The 23,838-nt window shown below is 70.6% G+C and carries 18 protein-coding genes and 3 pseudogenes; 6 read left to right on the forward strand and 15 right to left on the reverse strand.

The annotated features are described in order from the left end of the window. The 3 genes and pseudogenes from LVQ62_RS16035 to LVQ62_RS17610 all read right to left on the reverse strand — a co-directional run. Positions 1-1,482 (reverse strand): sensor histidine kinase, encoded by a 1,482-nt coding sequence (locus LVQ62_RS16035; RefSeq protein ID WP_233763097.1) that lies wholly within the window; start codon positions 1,480-1,482, stop codon positions 1-3. A gap of 9 nt (positions 1,483-1,491) precedes the next feature. Further along, a complete protein-coding gene (locus LVQ62_RS16040) occupies positions 1,492-5,889 on the reverse strand; it encodes an NAD-glutamate dehydrogenase (RefSeq protein ID WP_255696439.1) in 4,398 nt (1,465 codons plus the stop codon). An 88-nt stretch (positions 5,890-5,977) separates the two neighbouring features. Then, positions 5,978-6,337 (reverse strand): annotated as a pseudogene (locus LVQ62_RS17610) (hypothetical protein); the annotation flags it as partial. Positions 6,338-6,436: 99 nt separating this feature from the next. Between LVQ62_RS17610 and LVQ62_RS16045 the strand changes: the two are divergent. Both LVQ62_RS16045 and LVQ62_RS16050 read left to right on the forward strand, forming a co-directional pair. Continuing rightward, complete coding sequence (locus LVQ62_RS16045) at positions 6,437-7,030, forward strand: hypothetical protein (protein WP_233763099.1); 594 nt, start codon at positions 6,437-6,439, stop codon at positions 7,028-7,030. Next, positions 7,027-7,527, forward strand: coding sequence for a DUF2505 domain-containing protein (locus LVQ62_RS16050; RefSeq protein WP_233763101.1), 501 nt, complete (start codon positions 7,027-7,029; stop codon positions 7,525-7,527). Before LVQ62_RS16045 ends, LVQ62_RS16050 begins: the two co-directional genes overlap by 4 nt. Positions 7,528-7,549: 22 nt before the next feature. On the opposite strand, the pseudogene pruA reads toward LVQ62_RS16050, so the two are convergent. From pruA to LVQ62_RS16075, 5 genes and pseudogenes are all read right to left on the reverse strand, one after another. Continuing rightward, positions 7,550-9,177: pseudogene (gene pruA, locus LVQ62_RS16055) on the reverse strand (L-glutamate gamma-semialdehyde dehydrogenase). 109 nt (positions 9,178-9,286) lie between these two features. Further along, entirely contained in the window at positions 9,287-9,715 is a 429-nt protein-coding gene (locus LVQ62_RS16060; protein WP_233763105.1) for a hypothetical protein, read from the reverse strand. Beyond that, the gene (locus tag LVQ62_RS16065) at positions 9,712-11,148 is read right to left on the reverse strand and encodes a wax ester/triacylglycerol synthase family O-acyltransferase (protein ID WP_233763107.1); all 1,437 of its coding nucleotides are present in this window, start codon (positions 11,146-11,148) and stop codon (positions 9,712-9,714) included. Before LVQ62_RS16065 ends, LVQ62_RS16060 begins: the two co-directional genes overlap by 4 nt. A 30-nt stretch (positions 11,149-11,178) precedes the next feature. Then, positions 11,179-12,522 carry a hypothetical protein gene (locus LVQ62_RS16070; protein ID WP_233763109.1) on the reverse strand — a complete coding sequence of 448 codons (1,344 nt, stop codon included), beginning with the start codon at positions 12,520-12,522 and terminating at the stop codon, positions 11,179-11,181. Beyond that, complete coding sequence (locus LVQ62_RS16075) at positions 12,519-13,211, reverse strand: hypothetical protein (protein ID WP_233763111.1); 693 nt, start codon at positions 13,209-13,211, stop codon at positions 12,519-12,521. Before LVQ62_RS16075 ends, LVQ62_RS16070 begins: the two co-directional genes overlap by 4 nt. A gap of 88 nt (positions 13,212-13,299) precedes the next feature. Here LVQ62_RS16075 and LVQ62_RS16080 point away from each other — a divergent pair, with 88 nt between their 5' ends. Next, complete coding sequence (locus LVQ62_RS16080; RefSeq protein ID WP_179479591.1) at positions 13,300-13,512, forward strand: helix-turn-helix domain-containing protein; 213 nt, start codon at positions 13,300-13,302, stop codon at positions 13,510-13,512. A 9-nt stretch (positions 13,513-13,521) separates the two neighbouring features. Here LVQ62_RS16080 and LVQ62_RS16085 read toward each other — a convergent pair whose 3' ends face one another. Further along, positions 13,522-14,073, reverse strand: a complete 552-nt coding sequence (locus LVQ62_RS16085) for a hypothetical protein (RefSeq protein ID WP_233763113.1) — start codon at positions 14,071-14,073, stop codon at positions 13,522-13,524. Positions 14,074-14,180: 107 nt separating this feature from the next. Between LVQ62_RS16085 and LVQ62_RS16090 the strand changes: the two genes are divergently transcribed. Together LVQ62_RS16090 and LVQ62_RS17920 are read left to right on the forward strand one after the other, a co-directional pair. Next, positions 14,181-14,963, forward strand: coding sequence for a LysM peptidoglycan-binding domain-containing protein (locus LVQ62_RS16090; RefSeq protein WP_233763115.1), 783 nt, complete (start codon positions 14,181-14,183; stop codon positions 14,961-14,963). A gap of 290 nt (positions 14,964-15,253) precedes the next feature. Then, complete coding sequence (locus LVQ62_RS17920; RefSeq protein ID WP_370639714.1) at positions 15,254-15,523, forward strand: Rv3235 family protein; 270 nt, start codon at positions 15,254-15,256, stop codon at positions 15,521-15,523. Between the two features lie 233 nt (positions 15,524-15,756). Here LVQ62_RS17920 and secA read toward each other — a convergent pair. After that, a pseudogene (secA, locus tag LVQ62_RS16095) lies at positions 15,757-18,285 on the reverse strand (preprotein translocase subunit SecA); the annotation flags it as partial. Between the two features lie 105 nt (positions 18,286-18,390). On the opposite strand from secA, the gene LVQ62_RS16100 reads away from it, so the two are divergent. Further along, on the forward strand, positions 18,391-20,103 hold the full coding sequence (locus LVQ62_RS16100; protein WP_233763119.1) for a GNAT family N-acetyltransferase: 1,713 nt from the start codon (positions 18,391-18,393) through the stop codon (positions 20,101-20,103). Here LVQ62_RS16100 and LVQ62_RS16105 read toward each other — a convergent pair. Genes LVQ62_RS16105 through LVQ62_RS17925 form a run of 5 tightly spaced genes read right to left on the reverse strand, consistent with a single transcriptional unit; the run spans position 20,082 to position 23,831 of the window. Beyond that, a complete protein-coding gene (locus tag LVQ62_RS16105; RefSeq protein ID WP_233763121.1) occupies positions 20,082-20,369 on the reverse strand; it encodes a GNAT family N-acetyltransferase in 288 nt (95 codons plus the stop codon). The genes LVQ62_RS16100 and LVQ62_RS16105 overlap by 22 nt on opposite strands. Next, a complete protein-coding gene (locus LVQ62_RS16110) occupies positions 20,366-21,583 on the reverse strand; it encodes a winged helix-turn-helix domain-containing protein (protein WP_233763123.1) in 1,218 nt (405 codons plus the stop codon). The genes LVQ62_RS16105 and LVQ62_RS16110 overlap by 4 nt, the downstream gene beginning before the upstream one ends. Before the next feature lie 35 nt (positions 21,584-21,618). Continuing rightward, on the reverse strand, positions 21,619-22,275 hold the full coding sequence (locus tag LVQ62_RS16115; RefSeq protein ID WP_179479577.1) for a response regulator transcription factor: 657 nt from the start codon (positions 22,273-22,275) through the stop codon (positions 21,619-21,621). A 16-nt stretch (positions 22,276-22,291) separates the two neighbouring features. Further along, positions 22,292-22,984 (reverse strand): ribosome hibernation-promoting factor, HPF/YfiA family, encoded by a 693-nt coding sequence (gene hpf, locus LVQ62_RS16120; RefSeq protein ID WP_233763125.1) that lies wholly within the window; start codon positions 22,982-22,984, stop codon positions 22,292-22,294. Then, on the reverse strand, positions 22,893-23,831 hold the full coding sequence (locus LVQ62_RS17925) for a ComF family protein (RefSeq protein WP_370639642.1): 939 nt from the start codon (positions 23,829-23,831) through the stop codon (positions 22,893-22,895). The genes hpf and LVQ62_RS17925 overlap by 92 nt, the downstream gene beginning before the upstream one ends. Positions 23,832-23,838: the final 7 nt, after the last annotated feature.

Here is a 23,838-nt window from a genome sequence, read left to right on the forward strand (position 1 = left end):
TCAGCCGCCGCTGACCCGCACCCGGCACCGCACCACCGTCCCGGTTTCGGGGCCGTGCCCCCACGAGATCGACCCGGCCAGGTCGGTGACCAGGGACTGCACGATCTGCGTGCCGAGTCCGGCGCTCGCCACCTCGAAGTCCGGGGGTAGCCCGTTGCCGTCGTCGCGCACCTCCATCACCAGATCGTCCCTTTCGCCGCCGCCACTGGCAGGTGTACGGCGTACGTCCACCTGCACCTGACCCCCTCGGTCGGCGAAGCCGTGCTCGACCGCGTTCTGGACGAGCTCCGCCAGGATCATCGCCAAGGTGGTGGCGTCCTCGGCGGTGAGGAAGCCGAACGAGCCGCTCAAGCTGCCGCTCACCCGGGTGCCGGACCGGTTCGCCAGCTCGATGGCGGCCGAGATGGACCGCTGCGCGATCTCGTCGAAGGACACATGGTCGTCCAGGCGCGCACTGAGCGTGTCGTGCACGTCCGCGATCGTCGCCACCCGGCGGACGGCGTCCTCCAGGGACGCGCGCGCTGCGGGGTCGTCCAGGCGGCGGGCCTGCAGGCGCAGCACGGCGGCGACGGTCTGCAGGTTGTTCTTCACCCGGTGATGGATCTCGCGGATGGTGGCGTCCTTGGTGAGCAGCTCCCGCTCGCGCCGACGCTGCTCGGAGATGTCGCGCACGAGCAGGACCGCCCCTACCCGGGTGCCCAGCTCGACCAGCGGGATCGCCCGCGCGCTGACGACGGCGTCACCGGAGTCGATCTCGGTGTGCCACGGCACACGTCCGGCCACCACGAGCATCAGCTCCTCGTCCACCGGTCCGCGCTCCGGCAGCATCTGCTGCAGCACGGACGCCAGCCGCACCCCGACCAGCTCACCTGCGTAGCCGAGACGGTGCGCGGCGGACACCGCGTTGGGGCTGGCGTACGTGACCGCCCCCTCGGCATCCAGTCTCAGCACCCCGTCACCGACCCTGGGTGCGCCACGACGGCCCTGCGCGGCCGAATCCCGTTGCGGGAACTCTCCGTTCGCGATCATCCGGGCGAGCGCATCGGCGGTCGCCAGATAGGTCACCTCCAGCCGGCTGAGGGTGCGCATCGCGGCCAGATTGGTGTAGCGGGTGAGGACGGCGATCACCCGTCCGTCCATCACGACCGGTACCGCCTCGGAGCGGACGGGCGCCTCGCTGCGCCACAACGTCGTGGCCGAGCGGATCTGGCGGCGCTCGTCGTAGGCCTGCTGCACGAACTCGTCCCGCGGCAGATCCAACTCCCGCCCGACCAGGTCCTCGGTGAAGACGCCGACCCCGGTCGTCGGGCGGACGTGTGCTGCCGCCACCCAGGTGCCCTCGGTCGAGGGCACCCAGAGGGCGAGGTCGGCGAAGGACAGGTCGGCGATGAGCTGCCAGTCGGCGACCAGCAGGTGCAGCCACTCGACCTCCGGCTCCTGCAGGGCCGTGCATTCGGCGACGACGTCCTTCAGCGAGGGCACGGCGCGAGCCTAGCGAGCGTGCGTGGCCGACCCCGATCTGATCACCGAGCGCAGGGTGCGCAGCGCCACCGACAGCGGTGCCAGACCGGGGTGCTCCAGCTCCGAGAGGCCTTGGAGCGCCTGACCGGCCCGGGTCACCGATTCGGTGTTGGCCTGCACCCAGTTCTCGAGCCGCTCTGTCGCGGTCAGGTCGTCGGGCGTGCCGGCGATGACCGCCGCCGTGAACGCGTCGAGGACGCCGTACAGGTCATCGCGCACGGCACCGCGCGCGAGCGCGTCCCACCGGTCCTCGCGCGGCAGCGCTGACACGGCGTGCAGCAGCCGGTCCACGCCCAGGCGCTCGGAGAGCGCGAAGTAGACCTGGGCGATGTCCTGCACCGGCGTGCCGGTCCGGTGCGCCTGCTCGGTGATGTCGAGCAGTGAGTAGGCGTCCAACAGCGCCGCCGCCTGCCCGGCCAGCTCGTGCGGCACTCCCGGCGCGCCGAAGACGGTGGTCTCCCTGGCCCAACGCTCGTGCTCGGTGCCCTGCAGCAGCTGCGGCAGTTGCGGCATCAGCTCGGCGACGACGGGGGCGAAGCGTGCGATCTCGCTGCCGATGTCGAGCGCCACGGGACGACTGTGCAGCAGCCACCGAGTGGTGCGGTCGATCAGCCGGCGGAACTCCAGGTAGAGCCTGGTCTGCACGTCGGTCGGCACCAGGTTGTCCAGCGCCTCGACCTGCCGCACGAACCCGGCCAGATCGAAGATCTCGCGCGCGATGACATACGCGCGGGTGACCCGTTCCGGCGAAGCGCCCGTCTCCTCGCTGGTCCGGAAGGCGAAGGTGATCCCGCCCCGGTTGACCAGGGAGTTGACGACCGTGTTGATCACGATCTCCCGGCGCAGCGGGTGCTGGGCCAGATCGGCGGCGTACTCCTCGCGCAACTGGCGCGGGAAGTAGTCGACCAGGGTCTCCTCGAACCACGGGTCGTCCGTCAGACCGCTGTCGGCCAGGTCCGCCTTGAGGACGAGCTTGGCGTAGGCGACCAGGACGGAGAACTCCGGCGAGGTGAGACCGCTGCCGTTCGCCTCACGGTCGGCCATCTCGGCATCGCTCGGCAGGAACTCCAGCTCCCGGTCCAGCTCCCCACGCTCGACGAGCCAGTCGGTGAATCGGCGGTGCACCCCGACCATCGCGTGCCGTTGCGCGCGGGCGTTGCCGAGCAGCACGTTCTGCTCGTAGTTGTCGCGCAGCACCCGCCGGCCGATCTCGTCGGTCATGCTGTGCAGCAACGCATCCCGCTGAGCGCGATCGAAGCGTCCGCGGCGCATCAGGTCCGTCACCAGGATCTTGATGTTGACCTCGTGGTCGGAGGTGTCGACGCCGGCGGAGTTGTCGATGGCGTCGGTGTTGACCCGGATGCCCGACTGCGCGGCCTCGATCCGGCCCAACTGGGTCGCACCGAGGTTGCCGCCCTCGCCGATCACCTTGCAGCGCAGCTGCTTCCCGTCGACCCGGATCGCGTCGTTGGCGCGGTCGCCGACCTGGGCGTTGCTCTCCACGGCGGACTTCACATAGGTGCCGATCCCGCCGTTCCAGAAGAGATCGACCGGTGCCAGCAGGATGGCGCGCATCAGATCGGCCGGCGCGAGGGCGCGTACGCCATCGGGCAGGCCGAGTGCGGTGCGCACCTCGGCGCTGATCGGCACCGACTTCATCGTCCGCGGATAGACACCGCCGCCGGGTGACAACAGGCTCGCGTCGTAGTCGGCCCACGAGGACCGCGGCAGAGCGAAGAGCCGCCGGCGTTCGGCGTACGACGTGGCGGCGTCCGGCGTGGGGTCCAGGAAGATGTGCCGGTGGTCGAACGCTGCGACCAGCCGGATGTGCGGTGAGCACAGCATCCCGTTGCCGAAGACGTCGCCGCTCATGTCGCCGACGCCGGCGACGGTGAACTCCTCGGCCTGCGTGTCCAGCCCCATCTCGCGGAAGTGCCGCTTGACCGACTCCCACGCACCGCGGGCGGTGATGCCCATGGCCTTGTGGTCGTAGCCGGCCGATCCGCCGGACGCGAAGGCGTCGTCGAGCCAGAAGCCGTAGTCCTGCGCCACGCCGTTGGCGATGTCGGAGAAGGACGCGGTGCCCTTGTCCGCGGCGACGACCAGGTAGGTGTCGTCACCGTCATGGCGCACGACGTCCCGCGGCGGGACGACGACGCCGTCCACCAGGTTGTCGGTGAGGTCGAGCAGGCCGCTGATGAAGTGCTTGTAGCAGGTGATCCCCCCGGCCATCCAGGCCTCGCGGTCGGACGGGTCGGGCAGCGCCTTGGCGAAGAAGCCGCCCTTGGATCCGGTCGGCACGATGACCGAGTTCTTGACCGTCTGCGCCTTGACCAGGCCGAGGACCTCGGTACGGAAGTCCTCCCGTCGGTCGCTCCAGCGCAGCCCACCGCGAGCGATCGGGCCGAAACGCAGGTGCACGCCCTCGACCCGCGGGCTGTAGACCCAGATCTCGAAGTGCGGTTTGGGGCTCGGCATACCGGTGATCGCGCGGGGGTCGAGCTTGAGGCTGAGGACGTCGAGGTGCGTGCCGTCTGCCTTGCGGGCGAAGGCGTTGGTGCGGGTGGTGGCGAGCACGACTTCCATCACCGTGCGCAGCACCTTCTCCTCGTCCAGGCTGCTGACGTCGGCGAGGCCCTGCTCGATGCGTTCGACGATGCGTTCCTGGGCCGCAGCGCGGTCCTCGTCGTACGCCGGGTCGAACCGGGCTTCGAAGAGCGCGACCAGCGCCCGCGTGATGTCGACGTTCGTGGTGAGGGTCTCCTCCACGAAGCGCTGGCTGCGCCCGAAGTCGATCTGCTGCAGGTATTTGGTGATGCTGCGCAGCATCGCGACCTGCCGCCAGTTCAACCCCGCGCGCAGCACCAGCGCGCCGAGACCGTCGCTCTGCGCGCGGCCGGCCACCACGGCCATGTAGGCGTCCTGGAAGCGCTCGCGCACCTGCGCGGCGTCCTGCTCGGTGCCCCAGAACTGCTCGCTCGCCGCCCGCAGGCCGAAGTCGTAGATGTGCACGACCACGCCGTCGGCGCGCCGCATCGTGTAGGGACGCTCATCGGTGACGTCGACGCCGAGCCCGGTGAAGACCGGGAGGATCTCGGTGAGGATCAGCCGGGAACGGCGGAAGAGCTTGAACCGGCGCTCCCGCGGATCGGCGCCGGGCTCGCGATAGAGCGTCAGCTTGGTGTCGTCGTCGCTGGCCAGCGCCTCGATCCGGCGAAGGTCGGCGACCCCCTGGCGGGCCGTGAAGTCCTCCTTGTACGCCTCGGGGAACGCCCGGGCGTAGAGGCTCATCACCCGCGCCGAGGCGTCCTCGCCGTCCTCCGCACGGCTGACGGCGCCGAGCCGCTCGCCCCAGCTCTGGGTGCTCTCCAGCACCTCTTCGCGCAGCCGGTCCAGGTCGACCTCGGGGATCGGCTGCCCGGGCGCCGGGCGCACCACGAAGTGCAACCGCGCCAACGAGGAGTCGCCGACACTGGTGGTCCAGTCGATCGAGCGGGCGTCGTACGCCGAGCGCAGCACCTTCTCGATCGCGAGCCGCACCGAGGTGTTGTAGCGGTCCCGGTGCACGTAGACGAGCACCGACACGAAGCGACCGAACTCGTCGATCCGGCGCAGGACACCGGGCTTGCTGCGCTCCTGCAGCCGCATCACGGCGGTGACCGTGCGGTGCAGCTCCTCGGTGCCCGTCTGGAAGAGCTCGTCGCGCGGGAAGGACTCCAGGACCTGCAGCAGGTCCTTCTCCGAGTGGCTCTCGGCGAGGAAGCCCGAGCGGCGGATGACCTCGGCGACCCGGTCCCGGATCACCGGCACCGCGAGCACCGACTCCGTGTAGGCCGTCGAGGTGAAGAGCCCGAGGAAGCGCCGCTCCCCCACGACCGCGCCCTGCTCGTCGAAGGTGCGCACACCGATGTAGTCGAGGTACTGGGGCCGATGCACGGTGGACCGGGTGTTGGCCTTGGTCACCGTGAGCAGCCGCGGATCGCGAGCGCTGGCACGGGCGTTCGGGGTCAACCGGGCGAAGGACTTCGACTCGTCGGACGCGCTGCGCAGGATGCCGAGGCCCCCGGACGGGGTCGCCCGAAGCACCACCTCACCGTCGACCTCGTCGAGGACGTAGTCGCGGTAGCCGAGGAAGGTGAAGTGCCCGTCGGCCAGCCACCGCAGAAAGTTGGAGGTGCGGGTGACGATCTCGGTGGGCACCGGGTACGGCGGGTGGTCCGCCAGGTCCGTGGCGATCTGGGTGCACCGGGCACTCATCGCGTGCCAGTCGGTGACGGCCAGGCGGACGTCGTGCAGCACGCTGCGCAGCCGGTCGGCCAGGTCGTCGTCCTCGGCGCTGTCCGCGGACAGGTCGATCTCGAAATGCATCCACGCCTCGGCGATGCCCTCCCGCGCCGCTGCCGTCCTGCACGACCTCCTGCAGCGCGCCGGCAGCGTCGCGGCGTACCCGCAGCTGTGGGTGGATCAGCAGATGCACGCCGCGCTCCCCGAGCGCGGCGAGCACGGAGTCCACGAGGAACGGCATGTCGTCGGTGACGATCTGCAGCACCGCGTAGGAGCAGGACCACCCGTCGGTGTCCTCCTGCGGGGAGAAGATCCGCAGCCTGGTGGTGTCTGCGGGACGGTCAGCGGCGAGCTGCAGGTGACTGCGGACGATGCCGGCGAGGGACGCGGGCCCGTTCGCCCGCAGATCCTCGTCCGCCACGTGGCGGAAGTACTGCTCGACCAGCCACGGCGGGGCCGGATCCGGCTTGTGGTCGGTCATCGCTGCGCAGTCGCGCAACAGGTCGGTGCGGGAGCTCGAAGCCGCGCTCATCGGGATGCCTTGGGACCTTCACTGTGCGGGGTCGGACGCACCTCGTTGTACGCCCGGTCCGACCTTATCCCTGACCACCCGGCACTTAGGGTGAGCGCCATGGGCAACCGGCTACAGGCAGCGAGAAGCATCGTCGCCACGGTGCCGCAGCTGCTCGGCGTGCAGGTGGAGACGGCCGATGCCGGCACCGCCGACGCGGTCGCCGAAGCGATCGAGCGGATCGCGGAGGGTCTGCTGCGATGGCATGACCGGCTGGCGCTGGGCGCCGACCTCGCCGAGGCCGGGCTCGTCGAGTCCACGCCAAGCCCGCGACGGGACGGGGACGACGTGGCACCGCGCGCGCCTGCCGCGCTGCGGGCCGGGATCCGCCGTGGTCGACTTCCCGGCCGCCCGGTCACGCTGCACCTGGCGGCTGCCGAGCTGCGGGCCGTCGTACGGCGCGTGGGTGATGCGACCGAGGAGCTGACGGACGTCGCCGGCCCGGGGGACCAACCGGACGCGGGCGCTCGCCGCGTCGTCGATCAGTGCCTCTGTCTCGCAACGGAGTTGGATTCTCTCGCCGATCTGCTCCAGACCGAGGGCGATCGACTGACGAATGCGGAGTCCGTCGAACAGCGTGATCAGGTACTCGCCAGGGTGGTGCGTGGCGAGCACCGACTGACCCGCGCGGCCATGGTTACCCTGACGCCATGAAGATCGAAGAGAAGTGGGTCTATCCCGCCTCCGATGACGCCGTCTACGCGATGATCGTCGACCCTGCCTTCCAGGAGGCCAAGTGCGTGGCGACCAAGGCCGTCGAGCATTCGGTCGAGATCGAGCCGGATGGCGGTGGTCACACCGTGGTCACCCATCGCACCATGTCGACCGCGTCGTTCCCGTCGCAGTTCAAGTCGATGATCGGTGACTCCTTGAAGATCACCGAGACGCAGGCGTGGGGAGCGCCCGACGCGGACGGCGTCCGCGAGGCGCAGTTGTCGGTCGTCATCGCGGGTGTGCCGATCGCGCTGACCGGCACCATCACCGCCACACCGTCGGGGACCCGCGGCAAGGACACCGTGATGGACGTCGCCGGCGATCTCAAGGCACGCATCCCGCTCATCGGCGGCAGGATCGAGCAGGCGGCGGCTCCCGCCATCGTCTCGGCCGTCCGGTCCGAGGCCGAGACGGGCAAGGAGTACCTCGCGCGCTGAGTCGGCGCGCGAGGCCTCCCCGTCAGCCCATCGCCGGGTAAGGGTGGCTCGTCGGCGGGACGAACGTCTCCTTGATCGAGCGCGGGCTGGTCCACCGCAGCAGGTTGACCGGCGCGCCCGCCTTGTCGTTGGTGCCCGATGCCCGGCCGCCGCCGAACGGCTGCTGCCCGACGACCGCGCCGGTGGGCTTGTCGTTGATGTAGAAGTTGCCGGCGGCGAAGCGCAGCCGCTTCGTCGCGTCGGCGATCACCATCCGGTCCTGGGCGAGGATCGCGCCGGTGAGCGCGTATGACGCGACCGACTCCATCTGGTCCAGCACCTTGTCGTAGTCCGCGTCCTGGTAGACGTGCACGGCCAAAATGGGCCCGAAGTACTCGGTGCTGAAGATCTCGTGGCCGGGGTCGCTCACCTCGAGCACGGTCGGGCGCACGAAGTAGCCGACCGAGTCGTCGTACGTGCCACCCGCCACCACCTCGATGTCGGCGTGCGCGTGGGCCATGTCGATCGCGGCCTTGTGCTTGGCGAAGGCGCGGTCGTCGATGACGGCACCCATGAAGTTGGAGAAGTCGGTCACGTCACCGACTGCGAGGCCGTCGGTGATGGAGACCAGTTCGTCCTTGATCTGCTTCCACAGGCTCGCCGGGACGTACGCGCGCGACGCCGCCGAGCACTTCTGACCCTGGTACTCGAACGCGCCACGGATCATGGCGGTGCGCAGCACGTCCGGGTCGGCGCTGGGGTGCGCCAGGATGAAGTCCTTGCCGCCGGTCTCACCGACGAGGCGCGGGTAGGTGCGGTAACCGGTCAGGTTCGCGCCCACCGTCTGCCACAGGCTCTGGAACGTCGGGGTCGAGCCGGTGAAGTGCACCCCGGCCAGGTCGCGGTCCGCCAGCGCGACCTTGGACACCTCCAGGCCGTCGCCGGTGACCAGGTTGATCACTCCGTCCGGCAGCCCGGCCGCCTCCAGCACCTCCATGGTCAGCTGCGCGGCCCGCTGCTGCGTGGGTGAGGGCTTCCACACCACCGTGTTGCCCATCAGCGCCGGCGCCGTGGGCAGGTTGCCGGCGATCGCGGTGAAGTTGAACGGCGTGATCGCGTAGACGAAGCCCTCGAGCGGTCGGTGGTCGGTGCGGTTCCACACGCCGTTCGCGTTGGCCATCGGCTGCTCGGCCATGATGTCGCGGGCGAAATGCACGTTGTAGCGCCAGAAGTCGATCAGCTCGCAGGCGCTGTCGATCTCCGCCTGCACGACGGTCTTGCTCTGGCCGAGCATCGTCGCGGCGTTCAGGCGTGCCCGCCAGGGGCCGGCGAGCAGGTCGGCCGCCTTGAGCAGCACCGCGGCGCGGTCGTCGAAGGACAGTTCGCGCCACCCGGGCGCCGCCGCCTTCGCCGCGTCGACCGCCTGCTGCGCGTCGGAGGCGGTGGCGTTGCGCATCGTGCCCAGCACCTTGCGGTGGGCGTGCGGCTGGCGCACGTCGATCGGCTCGCCGCCGCCGGTGACCCGCTTGCCGCCGATGGTGTGCGGCAGGTCGACCGGCGCCGACGCCAGCTGCTCCAGCGCGACGTCAAGATCCGCGCGCTCGGGACTGCCCGGCCGGTACTCCAGGACGGGCTCGTTACGGGGGCGGGGACGGACGTGACGGCATCCATGAGCGGTGGCTCCTTCGTGCGGGGGCAGCGCAGAGCCGAGGAGGCCCTGCATACGGTCCCGCCATGGTGGCACGACGACGCGGAGTACGCCGATCGGGCCCGGCGGCGCTCAGGCCTCGCCGAGGTCGAGCAGCAGCTGCGCCAGCTCGGTCACGTCGTACCAGGACAGGTCCAGGTCGCTGTCCGGATCGCGTTCGCCCGCGGGGTCCAGCACCTGCAGGCTGACCACGCGCCGAAGGTCGAGCCCCTCGCGGACCAGCACCCGGCCCGGTGATCCCTCATCCCCCGCGGCGGGCGGCTGCACCAGTTCGTCGTCGACGTCCGCTGCGACGACCACCCGGCCGCCGCGACTGGCGGACTGCAGCGCTGCCTCCTGCAGGGCGGCGTACTCGCGACCCTCGTCGTCCTCCGACGCCGGCAGCGTCTCCGTCAGCAGCTCGGTGACGGCGAACCCCACCAGCTCGTCGTCGGGCAGACGTCGTGTGCCCTGCAATGTGTGCAGCTGCGACACCGTCAGCGGCAGGTAGACCCGTTTCATGCTGCTCCCTCGTGCGCCAGCTCGGCCAGCGCGTCCTCGATGCACTGCCCCAACACGTCCAGATCGGGCATCGCGTCGCGGTCGGCGTTCAGCCCGAAGCAGACCTTCCCGTCGTACGACGTGAGCCCGATCGTGAGCGCCTGGCCCTTGGCCAGAGGGATCACGGGGTAGGTGCTCTCCAATTGCGCGTCGGCCGCGTAGAGCGGCTGCTGCGGACCGGGGACGTTGGTGATCACCAGGTTGAACATCCGACGCGAGATGGCGCTGCCCAGCCGGGAGCCCAGGGAGTGCAGCGTCGTCGGCGCGTACCCGCCGAGGCTGGCCAGCGACCGCGCACTGGCACCTCCCTCGACCTGTTGCTGCATGTCGTAGGCGACCTGATGCAGGCGCATCATCGGCCGCGGCTCCCCCACCGGCAGATCGATGAAGCACGGCACCACCAGTCCGCCCTCACCCTCGCGCCCGGCGACGCTGAGCGGCACCATGGCGCGGATCTTCTCCGCACCGCCCATGCCCTCGCCCCGGGTCATCAGCCAGGTGCGCAGTGCGCCCGTGATGGTCGCCAGCACGACGGCGTGCACGGTGATGGAGGTGACGGGTGTGATCTCGCCGTCGGGCGACTCCTGCAGGTCCTCCGCGGCGGCCACCCGGTTGCGCACCGCCTGATAGGCCGCCAGGTCGCTCTCGACCATGACATAGCGGCGATGTGCGCCGATCGGTCGGTTCAACGGACTGGACGGGGCCGGCCGCGTCACACTGCGGGCGAGCACTCCGGCGACGTCTCCGACGGTCGAGAGAGCCTGTGTCGCAATGGATCTGACGCCGGTGACGGCGTCGCGTACGCCGCGGGCGACCTCGGTCGGACGGCGCAGCACATCGACGGCCGCCGCCGCGAGCAACTCCATGTCACTGGGCGCCTTCGCCGGTCGCCACAACCGCGGCAGCGCGACCTCACGGCCCGGGTCGGCGTCGACGATGACCTGGGTCAGGTCGACCGCGTTCTGACCGTCGACGAGCGCCTCGTGGGTCTTGGTGACGAGCGCGAACCGGCCTCGCTCCAGACCCTCGACCAGGTAGATCTCCCACAGCGGCCGGTCGCGGTCCAGAGCACGCGCCTGGATGCGGGCGACGAACTCCTCCAGCTGCGCGACCGTCCCCGGGCGCGGCAGCGCGGAGCGGCGTACGTGGTAGCTGAGGTCGAAGTCCTCGTCGTCCACCCACACCGGCGGGCTGACCCGGCCCGGCACCTCCCGCACCCGCTGGCGGTAGCGGGGCACGTAGGAGATCCGGTTGCCGACCAGGTCGAGCAGCAGCTCGTAGGAGAACCCGCCCGGCCCGGGTTCGAAGATCATCACCGACCCGACGTGCAAGGGCGTCGTGGCCTGCTCCAGATAGAGGAACGAGGCATCGAGGGAACTGAGTCGGTCGGCCACGACGCCATGCTGCCAGACGACGTCGGCCCGTCACGCCGGACCGGAGCCTCGGCGCAGTACGCGTAACCGCCCGCGGCGACTCAGGTGCTCCACGCCCGACAGCCGGGCCGCGAGCGCCCGGATCGCCTCGCGCGCGGGCGAATGCGCCGGGCCGGCGGCCAGCGTGCGGCCGGCGAGCAGTGCGGCGTCGATGGCCCCCCGGTCCTCGGGAACCAGACTCAGATCGCTGACGCCGGCGAACCTGTGCAGCGCCTCGGTGACCTTGGTCTCGGGAGAACTTCCGACCGCGGAACTGCGCACCCTGGTGACCACCACCGTGGGATCCACGCGCACCACAGGACGCAGGTCCTCCAGTGCCCGGACGAGGCGCTGCAGCCCGACGGGATCGGCCGTGCCGACCACCACGACCGTGTCCGCGGCGCGCAAGGTGGCGAGCGTGGCGGCGTTGCGGCGGGGAGCCAGCGTGTCGTAGCTGAGCTCCTCGTCCTCCTCGATGGGCGCGGCGCAGTCGACGATGACGTGGTCGACCATCGCGCGGGCGGTGTGCAGCACCTCGGTGAGGGCGTCCTCGCGGATCTCCGGCCACCGGGACGCACGCGAGATGCCGGTCAAGACGCGGAATCCCGGATCGACCACGGGTGCCACGGCTGCCAGGGAGGGCACGTCGAGCCGGCCGGCCTCGGCCAGCCGCATCGCCGCGGCGATCCCGGGCGCCTCGTCGAGCAGCGCCAGCAACTGACCGACGCACGCGCCGTAGGTGTCGGCGTCGACCACCATCGCCGACCTGCCGCTGAGGGCGAGCTCCGCGGCCAGGTTGACCGCCACCGTCGTCCGCCCGGGCGCTCCGACCGGACCCCACACGGCGATGATCCCGCTGCCGCGTGGCTCGTCCTCGTGATCCTGGTCATTGTCCTTGTCGCTCTGGTCGTCCTCGGCGGCGTCCGGCTCGCCCTGCGGATCCCCCACGAGGAGCGCCAGTTCGGCGTCGACGTCACCGGCCGGTGCCCGCGGGTCGGACGTGGCGCCCGCCGCGGCGGCCAGCACGTGCGCCACCAGGGCGCGGGGGTCGTGCACGCTCACCACGCGCGGCACCGCCCACTGCCGCAGCGTGCGCTCCTGCACCTCGTCATAGGGATCGAAGACGCCGATCAGCTGCACACCGCTGGCGCGCAGGTCAGCAAGGGTCGAGCGGCGCACACCCGGCAGATCGGGCGAGATCACGGCGACCTGCGCCCGGCCGGCCTGCGCGACCGCGAGCAGGTCGGCGACGTCGGGGCACCGGCGTACGACGCGCAACTCGCTCTCGGTACCGAGCGCGGTGGCCACGGCGGCCTCCGACGGCGCGCTGACCGCCGTGACGACGGTCGTGCTCACGACCCGCCCCGCACCGGCGATCCTGCCGCCGGCACGAGATCGACCTTCGCGCCCTTGTTCACCGCGGCGAGGACCGCGGAGACCTGCGCGTCCGGGATCTGCACCTGCACCGAGTCGTCCGTGGTCCCCGCACCGAGGCCCGAGGCCGGGGTCGAGATCCGGGCCACCAGCACACCGGAGATCAGCAGCTTGGGTTCCTGGTAGTCGGTGTCGCCGGTCGCCGCGGTCTGCTTGGCCGACACGTAGAGATCGACGATCGATCCGGCGACGAGGATCGCGGACTGCCCCGTGGTGGCCGGCAGCGCGATGGTCTTCTCGTGCAGCGAGGACCCGTCGCCGACAGCCGACACCGGCACCAGCTCTCCGCTCTGCACCGTGCGCACCACCTGGCCGTGCGGCAGACGGCGTCCCGCCTTCAGGTATCCGGCGTGCGGCCCGTCCATCCGCACCTTGACCGATCTCACATCGCCCTTTCCGATGGTCTGACCGGGCACCAGCGTGTGCGACGCCTGCAGCATCTCGACCGAGGAGTCGAAATGGGAGAGCGCGGCGGCGCCGGTGAGCATCGCGACCAGCACGAGGAGCACGCCGGCGATCAGGCGCCCGTCCCGCCACGACGGCCGCTGCAGCCGCGCTGCGGCGGGCGCGGGCAGCGAGACGTGACTGCCCCGTCGACGAAGCTGTGGCATCGGTGACCTCCCGGCGTCAGTGTCGCGGCACCCACGGTCGTCCACAACCGAAACGGCGCAACTGACCCTCGTGGGCCACAATGGGGCGGTGCCCGCTCGATTCGTCCAGATCGCCGACGTCGCCGAGACGCTCAACATCTCCGCCCGCCAGGCCTACGGATTGGTCGCTTCAGGTGAGTTGCCCGCGATCAAGGTGGGCAAGAGCTGGCGGGTCGAGGTCGCCGAGCTGGAGAACTACATCCAGCGCGCGTACGCGCAGACGCGCACCCGCGTCGAGTCCGGCACCGTCGACGCCGACTGAGGGCCCAGGTCAGCCGCGCCTGATCACCGCGATCGCCCGGAAGGGCACGGCGCGGTGGCCGGTGAGCACGCCCGACCTACGCACCGCGTCGGCAGGGTGCTCGGCGATGTCGAGATGGTCCGACCCGACGGTGTCCACGGTGCCGACGACCACCCCGCGGTGGATGTCGTGCACCGCGACGGCACCTCGGTCGCGGGCGATGGCGCGCAGCGCGACCCCGATGCCGAACCGGCGCCCGAGACCCCGGCCGTCCGTACTGCGCACCGGCAGTCCGGTCACGGACAGCACCGCCGAGAACGGCAGCACGGCGCTGCCGAGCCGCCCGTGCCCCTGCTCGTCCAGCAGCAACCAGTCGGCACCCAGATCCTCCAGCGAGCCACGGACCGGGCCGCAGGGCGTGTGCACGGTCAACGGTGCACCGAGCGCCGCGGCCGCCCGGTCCATCCAGGACACGGCAGCGCGTTCGCGGCGGGTGCGATCGGCCACCTGAGCGTCCAACTCCGCCCGATCGGCTGCGTCCAGTTGCGCCTCGAGGTCGGCGAACAACTCCGACCATCGCATGCGGCCAGGCTAGCAACGCGGTGACACCAGCGAGGCAGATGTCATCAAGTGACACAAGAGGTCATAAAACGTGGACAGGTGTGGTTCAGCGCCCCTAGAGTCCAAAGATGACGACATCCAACGGGATCGCCTCGAACCTTCGCCCCGGCCGCGCAGGTGCGCTCGGCGCGGGCGCGGTCGCCATGTTGCTGGTCGCGGCGTGGTGGTCGGTCCGATCGGTGACAGCGGTCTATGCCGACCTGGATCGGCGCGCGACCATCAGCACCGTCGACGCCGTTCCCCTGGTCATCCGCGGCGCGCTGGTCCTGGCCCTGCTCTGGGCGATCCTGGTCGTGCTCGCCGGCTTGCGCGTCGTCCGAAGCACTCCGCGCGAGCTGCCCGGCGGGCTCGTCGGTCGCGTCGCCCTGGTGCTGCTGGCCGCGACGATGACCACGACACTGGCCGGTCGACCCGCCGGCGCGCAGGCGGCCACCCTGCGCAGCGTCGATGCCGTCATGCATGCCCCCGTGCCCGGCTTCGGCTCTGCCGTGCCCCGCAGCCGCGCGGAGATGGACGATTGCGCACCGGTTCCCGGCTGGACCGCACCGGCGCCCTCCCCCACCCGCGCTCGTGGCGCTGAGAGCGCGCCGTTGGTCACCGGCTGCGCGGGCAGCGCACACGACGGCACCGAGGTCGTCGTACGCCGTGGCGACAGTCTCTGGTCCCTCGTCGGCCGCGAGTTGCGCACCGACGACCCGGCGGTCATCGCCGCCGAGTGGCCGCGCTGGTACACCCACAATCGGCAGCTGATCGGCCCCGATCCCGACCTGCTTCAGGTCGGACGGATCCTGCACCGCCCCGAAGCGTCCGCGCTCGTGAACACCCCCGCCCCGCAAGGAGATCCACGATGAGTTCGACAGCTTCGTCAACGGCTCCCGCGCACGTCGGCGTCCGCCCGCTACGGATCCGGCCCGCGGTCGACGTGGAGCCCGGCGTGCTCAGTGAGCGCGAACTGGACCGCCTCTACGCCGACGCCGCCGGCATCGGACGCGGCGGCAGGCGCTACGTGCAGTCCTGCCTCGCGGTCGACTTCCGCAGCGCGAACGAGGACTCCTACTTCGGACCGCAGGCCACGCTGCGCACGCAGTTGCCCGAACCGGTCGCCTGGGTGCGGGCGATGACCGCGGCGCTGCTGGAGAGCATGAGCGGGTCACGCCCGCCGCAGCAGTTCGCCCGGTCGATGACCACCGACCTGTACTCCGCGCTCTGCCGCCGGCACGCCGTTGCCAGACGGCGCGGGGCGGTCGGGGCGCGCCGCAGCGTCATCCGCAAGATCGCCACCTGCGAGCCCGCCGACGGCGTCGTCGAGGCAAGCGTGGTGGTGCACCACGAGGGCCGCGTACGGGCGATCGCGGTGCGGATCAGCGGGGTGGACGGCCGGTGGCTGATCACCGCGTTCGAGCTGGGCTGAGGCTCAGCTCTTGCGCTTGGCCGAGCTCCCTGCGCCCCCCGACCGCGCCGTGGCGGCCTTCTTCTCCTGCTTGTTCTTGGCGCGCCGCTGGCGCGCGGCAGCTGGGAGTCCTCGTCGGCGATCCGGCCCGACTCATCGATCAGGTGGGCCTCGGCGCGGCCGGACTCGTTCGGCGCGACCAGCGTCATCTGCTCCTCGGACTGCTTGGGCAGCGACGCCTCCAGCTCCTGCGGATCGACCTCGACATGGAAGACGCTCTGGACCGACTCCTCCTTGATCCCCTCGTTCATCGCCGCGAAGATCTCATACCCCTCGCGCTGGTACTCCACGAGCGGGTCGAGCTGCGCGAACTGGCGCAGGTGGATGCCGTCCTTGAGGTAGTCCATCTCATAGAGGTGCTCGCGCCACTTGTGGTCCAGGACGGAGAGCACGACGCGGCGCTCGACCTCACGGGTGACCCGCTCGCCGAGCTGCTTCTCCCGTGCGTCGTACGCGTGCTGGGCATCCGAGCGCAGCTCCTGGCCCAGCACCTCGGCGGTCAGCCCGGACCGGCCGCCCACCTCGTCCTCGACCTCGGCCAACGTGACCGACACCGGGTAGAGGTCCTTGAGCGCGGCCCACAGGGTGTCAAGGTCCCAGTCGTCGGCGAAGCCCTCGGCTGTCGCGCCGTCGACGTACGCATCGACCACGTCGTTGACGAAGTGACGCATCTGCCCCTCCAGGTCCTCACCCTCGAGGACGCGGCGACGGTCGTGGTAGATGGTCTCGCGCTGACGGTTCAGCACGTCGTCGTACTTGAGCACGTTCTTGCGCTGTTCGAAGTTCTGGCTCTCGACCTGGCCCTGCGCGCTCTGGATCGAGCGGCTGACCATCTTGGACTCGATGGGCACCTCGTCCTCGCCGTCGGCGCCGACCATGAACCGCTCGACCAGCTTGTTGTTGAACAACCGCATGAGGTCGTCCTGCAGCGAGAGGTAGAAACGGCTCTCGCCCGGGTCGCCCTGTCGCCCCGCGCGACCGCGCAGCTGGTTGTCGATCCGGCGCGACTCGTGGCGCTCGGTGCCGAGCACGTAGAGACCGCCGAGTTCGAGGACCTCCTCGTGCGCCGCCTTCACCGACTTCTCGGCCTTGGCCAGCGCCTCGTCCCACGCGGCCTCGTACTCCTCCGGCGTCTCGGCCGGGTCCAGGCCCCTCTTCTTCAGCGCTGCGACCGCGATGAACTCCGGGTTGCCGCCCAGCATGATGTCGGTGCCGCGGCCTGCCATGTTGGTGGCCACGGTGACGGCACCCTTGCGACCGGCCTGCGCGACGATCGCGGCCTCACGCTCGTGCTGCTTGGCGTTGAGCACCTCGTGCGGCACCTTGCGGCGGCGCAGCTGCTCGGACAGGTACTCGCTCTTCTCCACGCTGGTCGTGCCGACGAGGACGGGCTGGCCCTCCTTGTGGCGCGCCACGATGTCTGCCACGACCGCGCCGAACTTGGCCTTCTCGGAGCGGTAGATCAGGTCGGACTTGTCCTCGCGGATCATCGGCTTGTTGGTCGGGATGGTGAGCACGCCGACCTTGTAGATCTGGTGCAGCTCGGCGGCCTCGGTCTGGGCCGTACCGGTCATCCCGGCGATCTTGTCGTACATCCGGAAGTAGTTCTGCAGGGTGACGGTGGCCATCGTCTGGTTCTCGTTCTTGATGTCCACCCCCTCCTTGGCCTCGATCGCCTGGTGGATGCCCTCGTTGTAGCGACGTCCGGCGAGCATCCGGCCGGTGTGCTCGTCGACGATCAGGATCTCGCCGTCGATGACGACGTAGTCCTTGTCGTTCTTGAACAGCTCCTTGGCCTTGATCGCGTTGTTGAGGTAGCCGATCAGCGGGGTGTTCTCGGCCTCGTAGAGGTTCTCGATGCCGAGCAGGTCCTCGACCTTCTCGATCCCGGGCTCCAGGATGCCGACGGTCTTCTTCTTCTCGTCGACCTCGTAGTCGCCCTTGCGGACCTCGGTGGGGTTGTTGGGGTCCTTCTTGGGCGCCCGGGTCAGCTTGTCGACGATCCGGGCGAACTCGACGTACCAACGGGTGGCCTCATCGGCGGGTCCGCTGATGATCAGCGGCGTCCGCGCCTCGTCGATCAGGATCGAGTCGACCTCGTCGACGATCGCGTAGTGGTGCCCGCGCTGAACCAGCTCCTCCTGCGACCACGCCATGTTGTCGCGCAGGTAGTCGAAGCCGAACTCGTTGTTGGTGCCGTAGGTGATGTCCTTCGCGTACTCCACGCGACGCTCTTCCGGAGTCATCGACGCCAGGATGACGCCGGTCTCCAGACCGAGCGCGCGGTGCACGCGGCCCATCAGCTCCGACTGGTACTCCGCGAGGTAGTCGTTGACGGTGACGACGTGCACGCCCTTGCCCGACAGTGCGTTGAGGTAGGACGGCAGCGTCGCGACGAGCGTCTTGCCCTCACCGGTGCGCATCTCGGCCACGTTGCCCATGTGCAGCGCGGCGCCACCCATGATCTGCACGTCGAAGTGCCGCTTGCCGATGGTGCGGCGGGCGGCCTCGCGGACCGCGGCGAACGCCTCGGGCAGCAGGTCGTCGAGGGTCTCGCCCTCCTCGAGCCGCGCCTTGAACTTGTCGGTCTCGCCACGCAGTTCGGCGTCGCTGAGCTTCTCGAAGTCCTCCTCCAGGACGTTGACCTGGTCGGCGATGGCCTGCAGCTTCTTCAGCAGGCGGCCTTCTCCGGCGCGAAGGACCTTCTCGACTACTTTGGGCACGAAAGCTCCTCGTGAGTGGGCATACCGCCGTCGAGTTTAGGGCCCTGTGCTGCGCGCCACTAAATCGATGTGCGTCTGATGTGCAACGGCTGGTTGAGTGGCATCGTGCCCCACCTTCCCCACGACGTGCCCCTCCTGGTCGACGGCGACCTCACCCTGCGCGCCCCGCGCGTCGACGACATACCCCGGATGACGCAGGCGTGCCGGGATCCCGGCGCGCGGGCGTGGCTGAGATTGCCCGCGCCGTACGAGGAGTCCGACGCCGCGGACTTCATCGCCGCGACGGAGCGTGGCCGCCTCGAGGGCGCCCGCATCGAGTGGGCGATCGAGGTCGCCGGCCGGTGGGTCGGCAATATCGGGCTGCACGACCGGCGCGGCGACACCTTCGAGGTCGGCTACATGGTGCACCCGGACGCGCGCGCGACGGGGGTGTGCCGGCGGGCGCTGCAGTTGCTCGCGTCGTACGCGTTCGACGAGCTCGGGCTGTCAGGTCTCACCTGGCGCGCCGCACGGGGCAACTTCGCCTCCCGACGGGTGGCCTGGGCATGCGGCTTCGCCGTGGACGGCACCTGGGACGTGCCGCATCCGGTGTCCGACGGCGCCTCGGTCGACGGAGTCTGGGTGGGTCACCTGCGCGCGGGCGAACCGCGGCGGCCCCGGCACCCGTGGTACGACCCGCCGGTCGTGGACGGCGGCCGGTTCCTCCTGCGCCCCTGGCATGGCGACGACGTGCCGCGTCAGGGGCCGGACGAACAGAGCGAGCGGTTCATGATGGGCAACCAGCCCGGCCCCGCGTCGTTCACCACCTGGCTGCTCGAGCGGCGGGAACGGATGGCCGAGGGCGACGCCGTCTGCTGGTGCATCGTCGACCCGGACCTCGACGAGCCCCTCGGACACATCGCGGTGCAGCACCTGCGAGCCGTCATGACCCTCGGGAGCGGCCGGGTCAGCTACTGGCTGTATCCCTCGGCGCGGGGTCTCGGCATCCTGCAGGAGGCTCTCGATCTGGTGATCGCCCACGCGTTCGCGCCGTCGACCGACGATTCCGGGGCATCGGGGCTCGGCCTGCATCGACTGCAGGCCGGCACCGACATCGAGAACCGCCCCTCGGCGCGCGCGCTGCGCCGGGCCGGTTTCCGCCAGGTGGCGAACGAACGTGCCGTGCTCGCGCGCCCCGGCGACGCACCGTCGGGCGCCCTGACGTTCGAGTTGCTGCAGGGCGACGACCGGCTCGCACAGAACATCGAGCCCGCCGTGGTCCCGACGCTGCGCACGGCGCGGCTCGTGCTGCGGCCCTGGACCCTGCAGGACCGCCCCGGCGAGGACGTCGAGCTTGACCGCGCAGCGCTGCGCTACATGCCCGCAGGCGCCCAGCCGACCTACTCCACCTGGGACGAGTGGTACCACCGACGGGCCCGGCAGACCGACGAGGGGCAGGTGATGTGGTGCATCGCCGACGCCCGCACCGATCAGGCCCTGGGCGCCGTCACCCTCTTCGACCGCGCCGGACCGGTGCGCGACCGCGCCGAGATCGGCTACTGGCTCTACCCGCACGCACGGGGCCGGGGGTACGCCGGTGAGGCGATCGACGCCGCGTTGGCCCACGGCTTCGCGCCACCGACCCAGGACGGCCTGGGCCTGATCCGCATCGACGCGGACACCGACGCAGAGAACGTCGACTCCCAGAAACTGTTGCGGGACAGGGGATTTCGCGAGTGGGGGCATGCCCACGCCGACTACACCCGCACGGACGGCTCGATCAGCAACAGCATCTACTTCGAGTTGCTCGCTGCGGACTACGAGCCGACCAGGTCCTGATACTCCGGGTGCCTGGTCACCCACATCCGCACGAAGGGGCACTGCGGCACGATCCGGGTGATCCCGCGAGCGCGCAGGTCGTCCAGGGTCGCGCGGGTGAGCTGCGAGGCGTGGCCCTGACCCTCGTGGCGCGGGTCGATCTCGACGTGCGGCAGCAGAACGGCTGCCCCGACCTGCTCGAAGTCGGCGACACCGATCCGTTCGTCGCCGAGGTAGGCCTCGTAGCGGCTGCGCTCCTCGTCGCGGCGGACGGTCAGCTCGCTCATCGTGTCTCCTCCATGCCTGGCCCGGTCACTCTGTCCAGATCCAACCAGTCGGCCATCTGCTCCAACTGTCGCCCCAGGGCTCGCCGGGCGGCGACGTCAGCGTGCACCTCCCAGTGCACCCCCTGCACCAGCAACGCCCCCGCCGCCCGGTCCGCCTTGAGATCGACCCGGCCCACCAACCGGTCGCCGAAGAGGAAGGGCAGCACGTAGTAGCCGTGCACCCGCTGCGGCGCCGGCACGTAGATCTCCAGCCGGTAGTGGAAGTCCCACAGCTTGTGCGTGCGATCGCGCTGCCAGATGAGCGAGTCGAACGGGCTGAGCAGCGCCTCGGCGTGCACGGCGCGGGGACGCGCGGCGTCGACGTGCAGGTAGGCAGGGCGATTCCAACCCTCGATCGTCACCGGCTCCAGCTCTCCGGCGCCCACCAGCGTCTCGAGAGCGGGGGCCGCCTGCTCCGGGCTGAGCCGGAAGTAGTCGCGCAGGCACTGCACGGTGGCGATGCCGTGGGCTCGCGCCGCGATCCGCATGAGTTCCACGAACGCCTCGGCCGGAGCGGGCCGGGAGGCCGGATCCGCTGCGGCGCGCTGCGTCGGCGGGAGGACCCGGCGTACGGCGTCGTAGCGCCGCTCGAACTGCGCGGTGCGCCCCGCCGAGCTGATGTCACCGGCCCAGAACAGGTGCTCCAGCGCGTTCTTCACCAACGACCAGTTCCATCCCCAGTGCTCGGTCGGGCGCACCACGTCCGCGGCGAGTCGTGCTTCGCACTCGCGGGTGGTGAGCGGGCCGTGCCCCTGCACCTCGGCGAGGACCTGCGCCACCAGATCGGGGTGGTCGCGGGCGACCCGACGCATCCCGCCCCAGGCGTCGGCATGGGCCCGCTGCATCCGGAAGTCCAGCAGGGGCCAGGTGGCCGGAGGGATCAGGCTGGCCTCGTGGGCCCAGTACTCCACAAGCCGGCGCGGCGCGCGGTCACGGGCTCGGTCGAGCAGATCGCGGTCGTACGCACCAAGTCGTGAGAAGAACGGCAGGTACTGACTGCGCACCAGCACGTTGACACTGTCGATCTGCACCACACCCACGCGGTCGATGACCCGTTGCAGGGACCGGGTGGTCACCGGACCGTCAGGTCGCAAGCCGTGAAAACCCTGCGCGGCCAGCGCGATCCGACGGGCGGACGCAGCGCGCACCACTCTGGGCGCCGCGCTCGAGGACATGAGGGGCATTGTGCCCGTCGGCACCGACGGGCCGGCTACTTGCGTTCGTTGGAGTCGACCAGCCCGGTGGAAACCGCCCACAGGGTGGCCTCGACCCGGCTGTTCAGATCGAGCTTCTCCAGGATCTTTCGCACGTGGTTCTTGACCGTGTTCTCCGCGATGAACAGCTCGGAGGCCACCTTGCGATTGGAGTGGCCGGACGCGACCAGTACGAGCACCTCCCGCTCCCGGCGGCTGAGCGTGCCCGCCGCCGAGTCCTCGATCGCGGCGCGCAGTGCGCCCGAGACGGCCAGCGGCAGCACCAGCGGCACCAGGGGCGCGGAGATCCATCCCCCGCCGGCGGACACCGCCCGCACCGCAGCCTCGAACTCCTCGGCTCCCGCGTCCTGCAGGAGCAGCCCGGCCGGGCCGTGCCGCAGGGCGGCCCCGACGGCGAACGGCTCGGCCGGACCGACGAGCAGGATGATCTTGGGATGGTCCGGGTCGGTGGCGAGGGCGCGCAGCGCGGCCGCCAGCCCGGGCAACTCCGGTTGCACGAGAACGACGTCCGCGGGCCTGGCCGCCGACAGCTGGTCGCCGTCGGCGGCCGAGGCCACCACCTCCATGCCGTGTTCCTGGAGCACGGCCGCGATGCCACGTCGGTAGATCGGGCTGGCGGCGGCGACCTGCACGGTGATTCGCTGGTCGCTCACGCTTCCAGATTGTGCCTCAGACGGTGGCCGAGACCCCCGGGGTTGGCGAATTCGACGAGTTCTGATCCTCGGCGGCGACCTCGAGCTGGATGACGCCGTAGGACCAGCCGCGTCGCCGGTAGACGACGCTGGGTGTGCCGGTGTCGGCATCCTGGTAGAGGTAGAAGTCGTGGCCGACCAGTTCCATCTCCCGTAGGGCCTGGTCCACGCCCATCGGCACGCTGCGGTGCACCTTCTCCCGCAGTTCGATCGGGCAGTCCTCGTCCCCGCCGAGGGCGGCGACGTGGGGTGGCAGCGGATCGGGATGTCCGTCCAGTTGCGCGGGTCCGCCCGGCCCGGAGGTGTCCGACCAGTCGGTGAGGGCCGCCGTGGCCCGGGCGACCGAGACGGGGACGCGCCGCCCCCGGTGCACCCGTCGTTTGTCGTGCTGGCGTCGCAGCCGCTCCCCCAGCCGGGTCGCCGCCAGGTCCAGGGCGGCGTACTCGTCATCGGCGCTCGCCTCCGCCCTGATGACCGATCGCTTGGCGTAACAGGTGATCTCGATGCGTTGTGCTTCCTTCGCCTGGCGGGGGTTGGCCTCGTGCGTCACAACCACCTCACAACGGCCCACGGCCGGGTCAAGCTGCGGCACCTTGGCCAGCTTGTCCTCGATGTGGCGCTGAAAACGCTCGGGCACAGCCACGTGACGTCCGGTCACACTGATCTCCATGAACGACCTCCTGATCGCGATGCGGGGCAGATCCTGGTGGCGGGCCGGACCGGTCAGGCCGACGGATCACCCCCACGCGAGGAGGGGCGGGGCAGAGCGGCGGCACGTAGCGTGCCGACAGTGCGCTCCATCCCCTGACGGTAACCGGCCCGGGGGTGGCGGCAATGGTGCAAGCAACGACGTGGGACGCCCCCGCGGACCTCAGAGCCCTGGCCGCCTCGACCAGGGTGGACCCGGTCGTGACGATGTCGTCGAACACGACGACCACGCGTCCGTCGACGAGCGGACCGACGTCATCGCGGACCCGCATCGCTCCGCTCAGGTTGTCGGCCCGTGCAGTCGCATCGAGGCCGGCCTGATCCCGGGTCCGGCGCGTGACCCTCAGCAGCCTCACCGGCCGCGGGAGCACGCCGTCGTGTCGCGCGAGCGCCCGGGTGACCAGGTCCCACAAGGGATCTCGCCCTCGGGTTCGCAAGGCTCGCGCGGACGACGGGACAATAGTGACCGCCAGAGTGCCCGCGAGCATCGCGTCCCTCACCGCGGAGTCCTCCTGCAGGCACCCGTAGAGCGCACCGCGTACGAACGGCGCGCAGCACTGCACGAGATCCGGGCGGTCGTCGTCCTTGTAGCAGCGCAGCACCTGTGCGAGCACTCCGGCGTAGATGCCCTGCGCCCATGTCGGCGGGAAGCCCTCCGGCTCCGGGCTCGGCCGCACCCGGATGCTCACCGGCTCCAGTGCCGCGGACAAATCTCCCGCACACCTGCCGCAGACGCGTGCGCCGGCCGCGTCGCATCCGGCGCACCGGCGGGGTGCGACCAGATCCAGCAGTTCCTCCACCCAGCGCATCACACCA

The organism is Allobranchiibius sp. GilTou73 (assembly GCF_021391335.1).
GTDB lineage: Bacteria > Actinomycetota > Actinomycetes > Actinomycetales > Dermatophilaceae > Allobranchiibius > Allobranchiibius huperziae.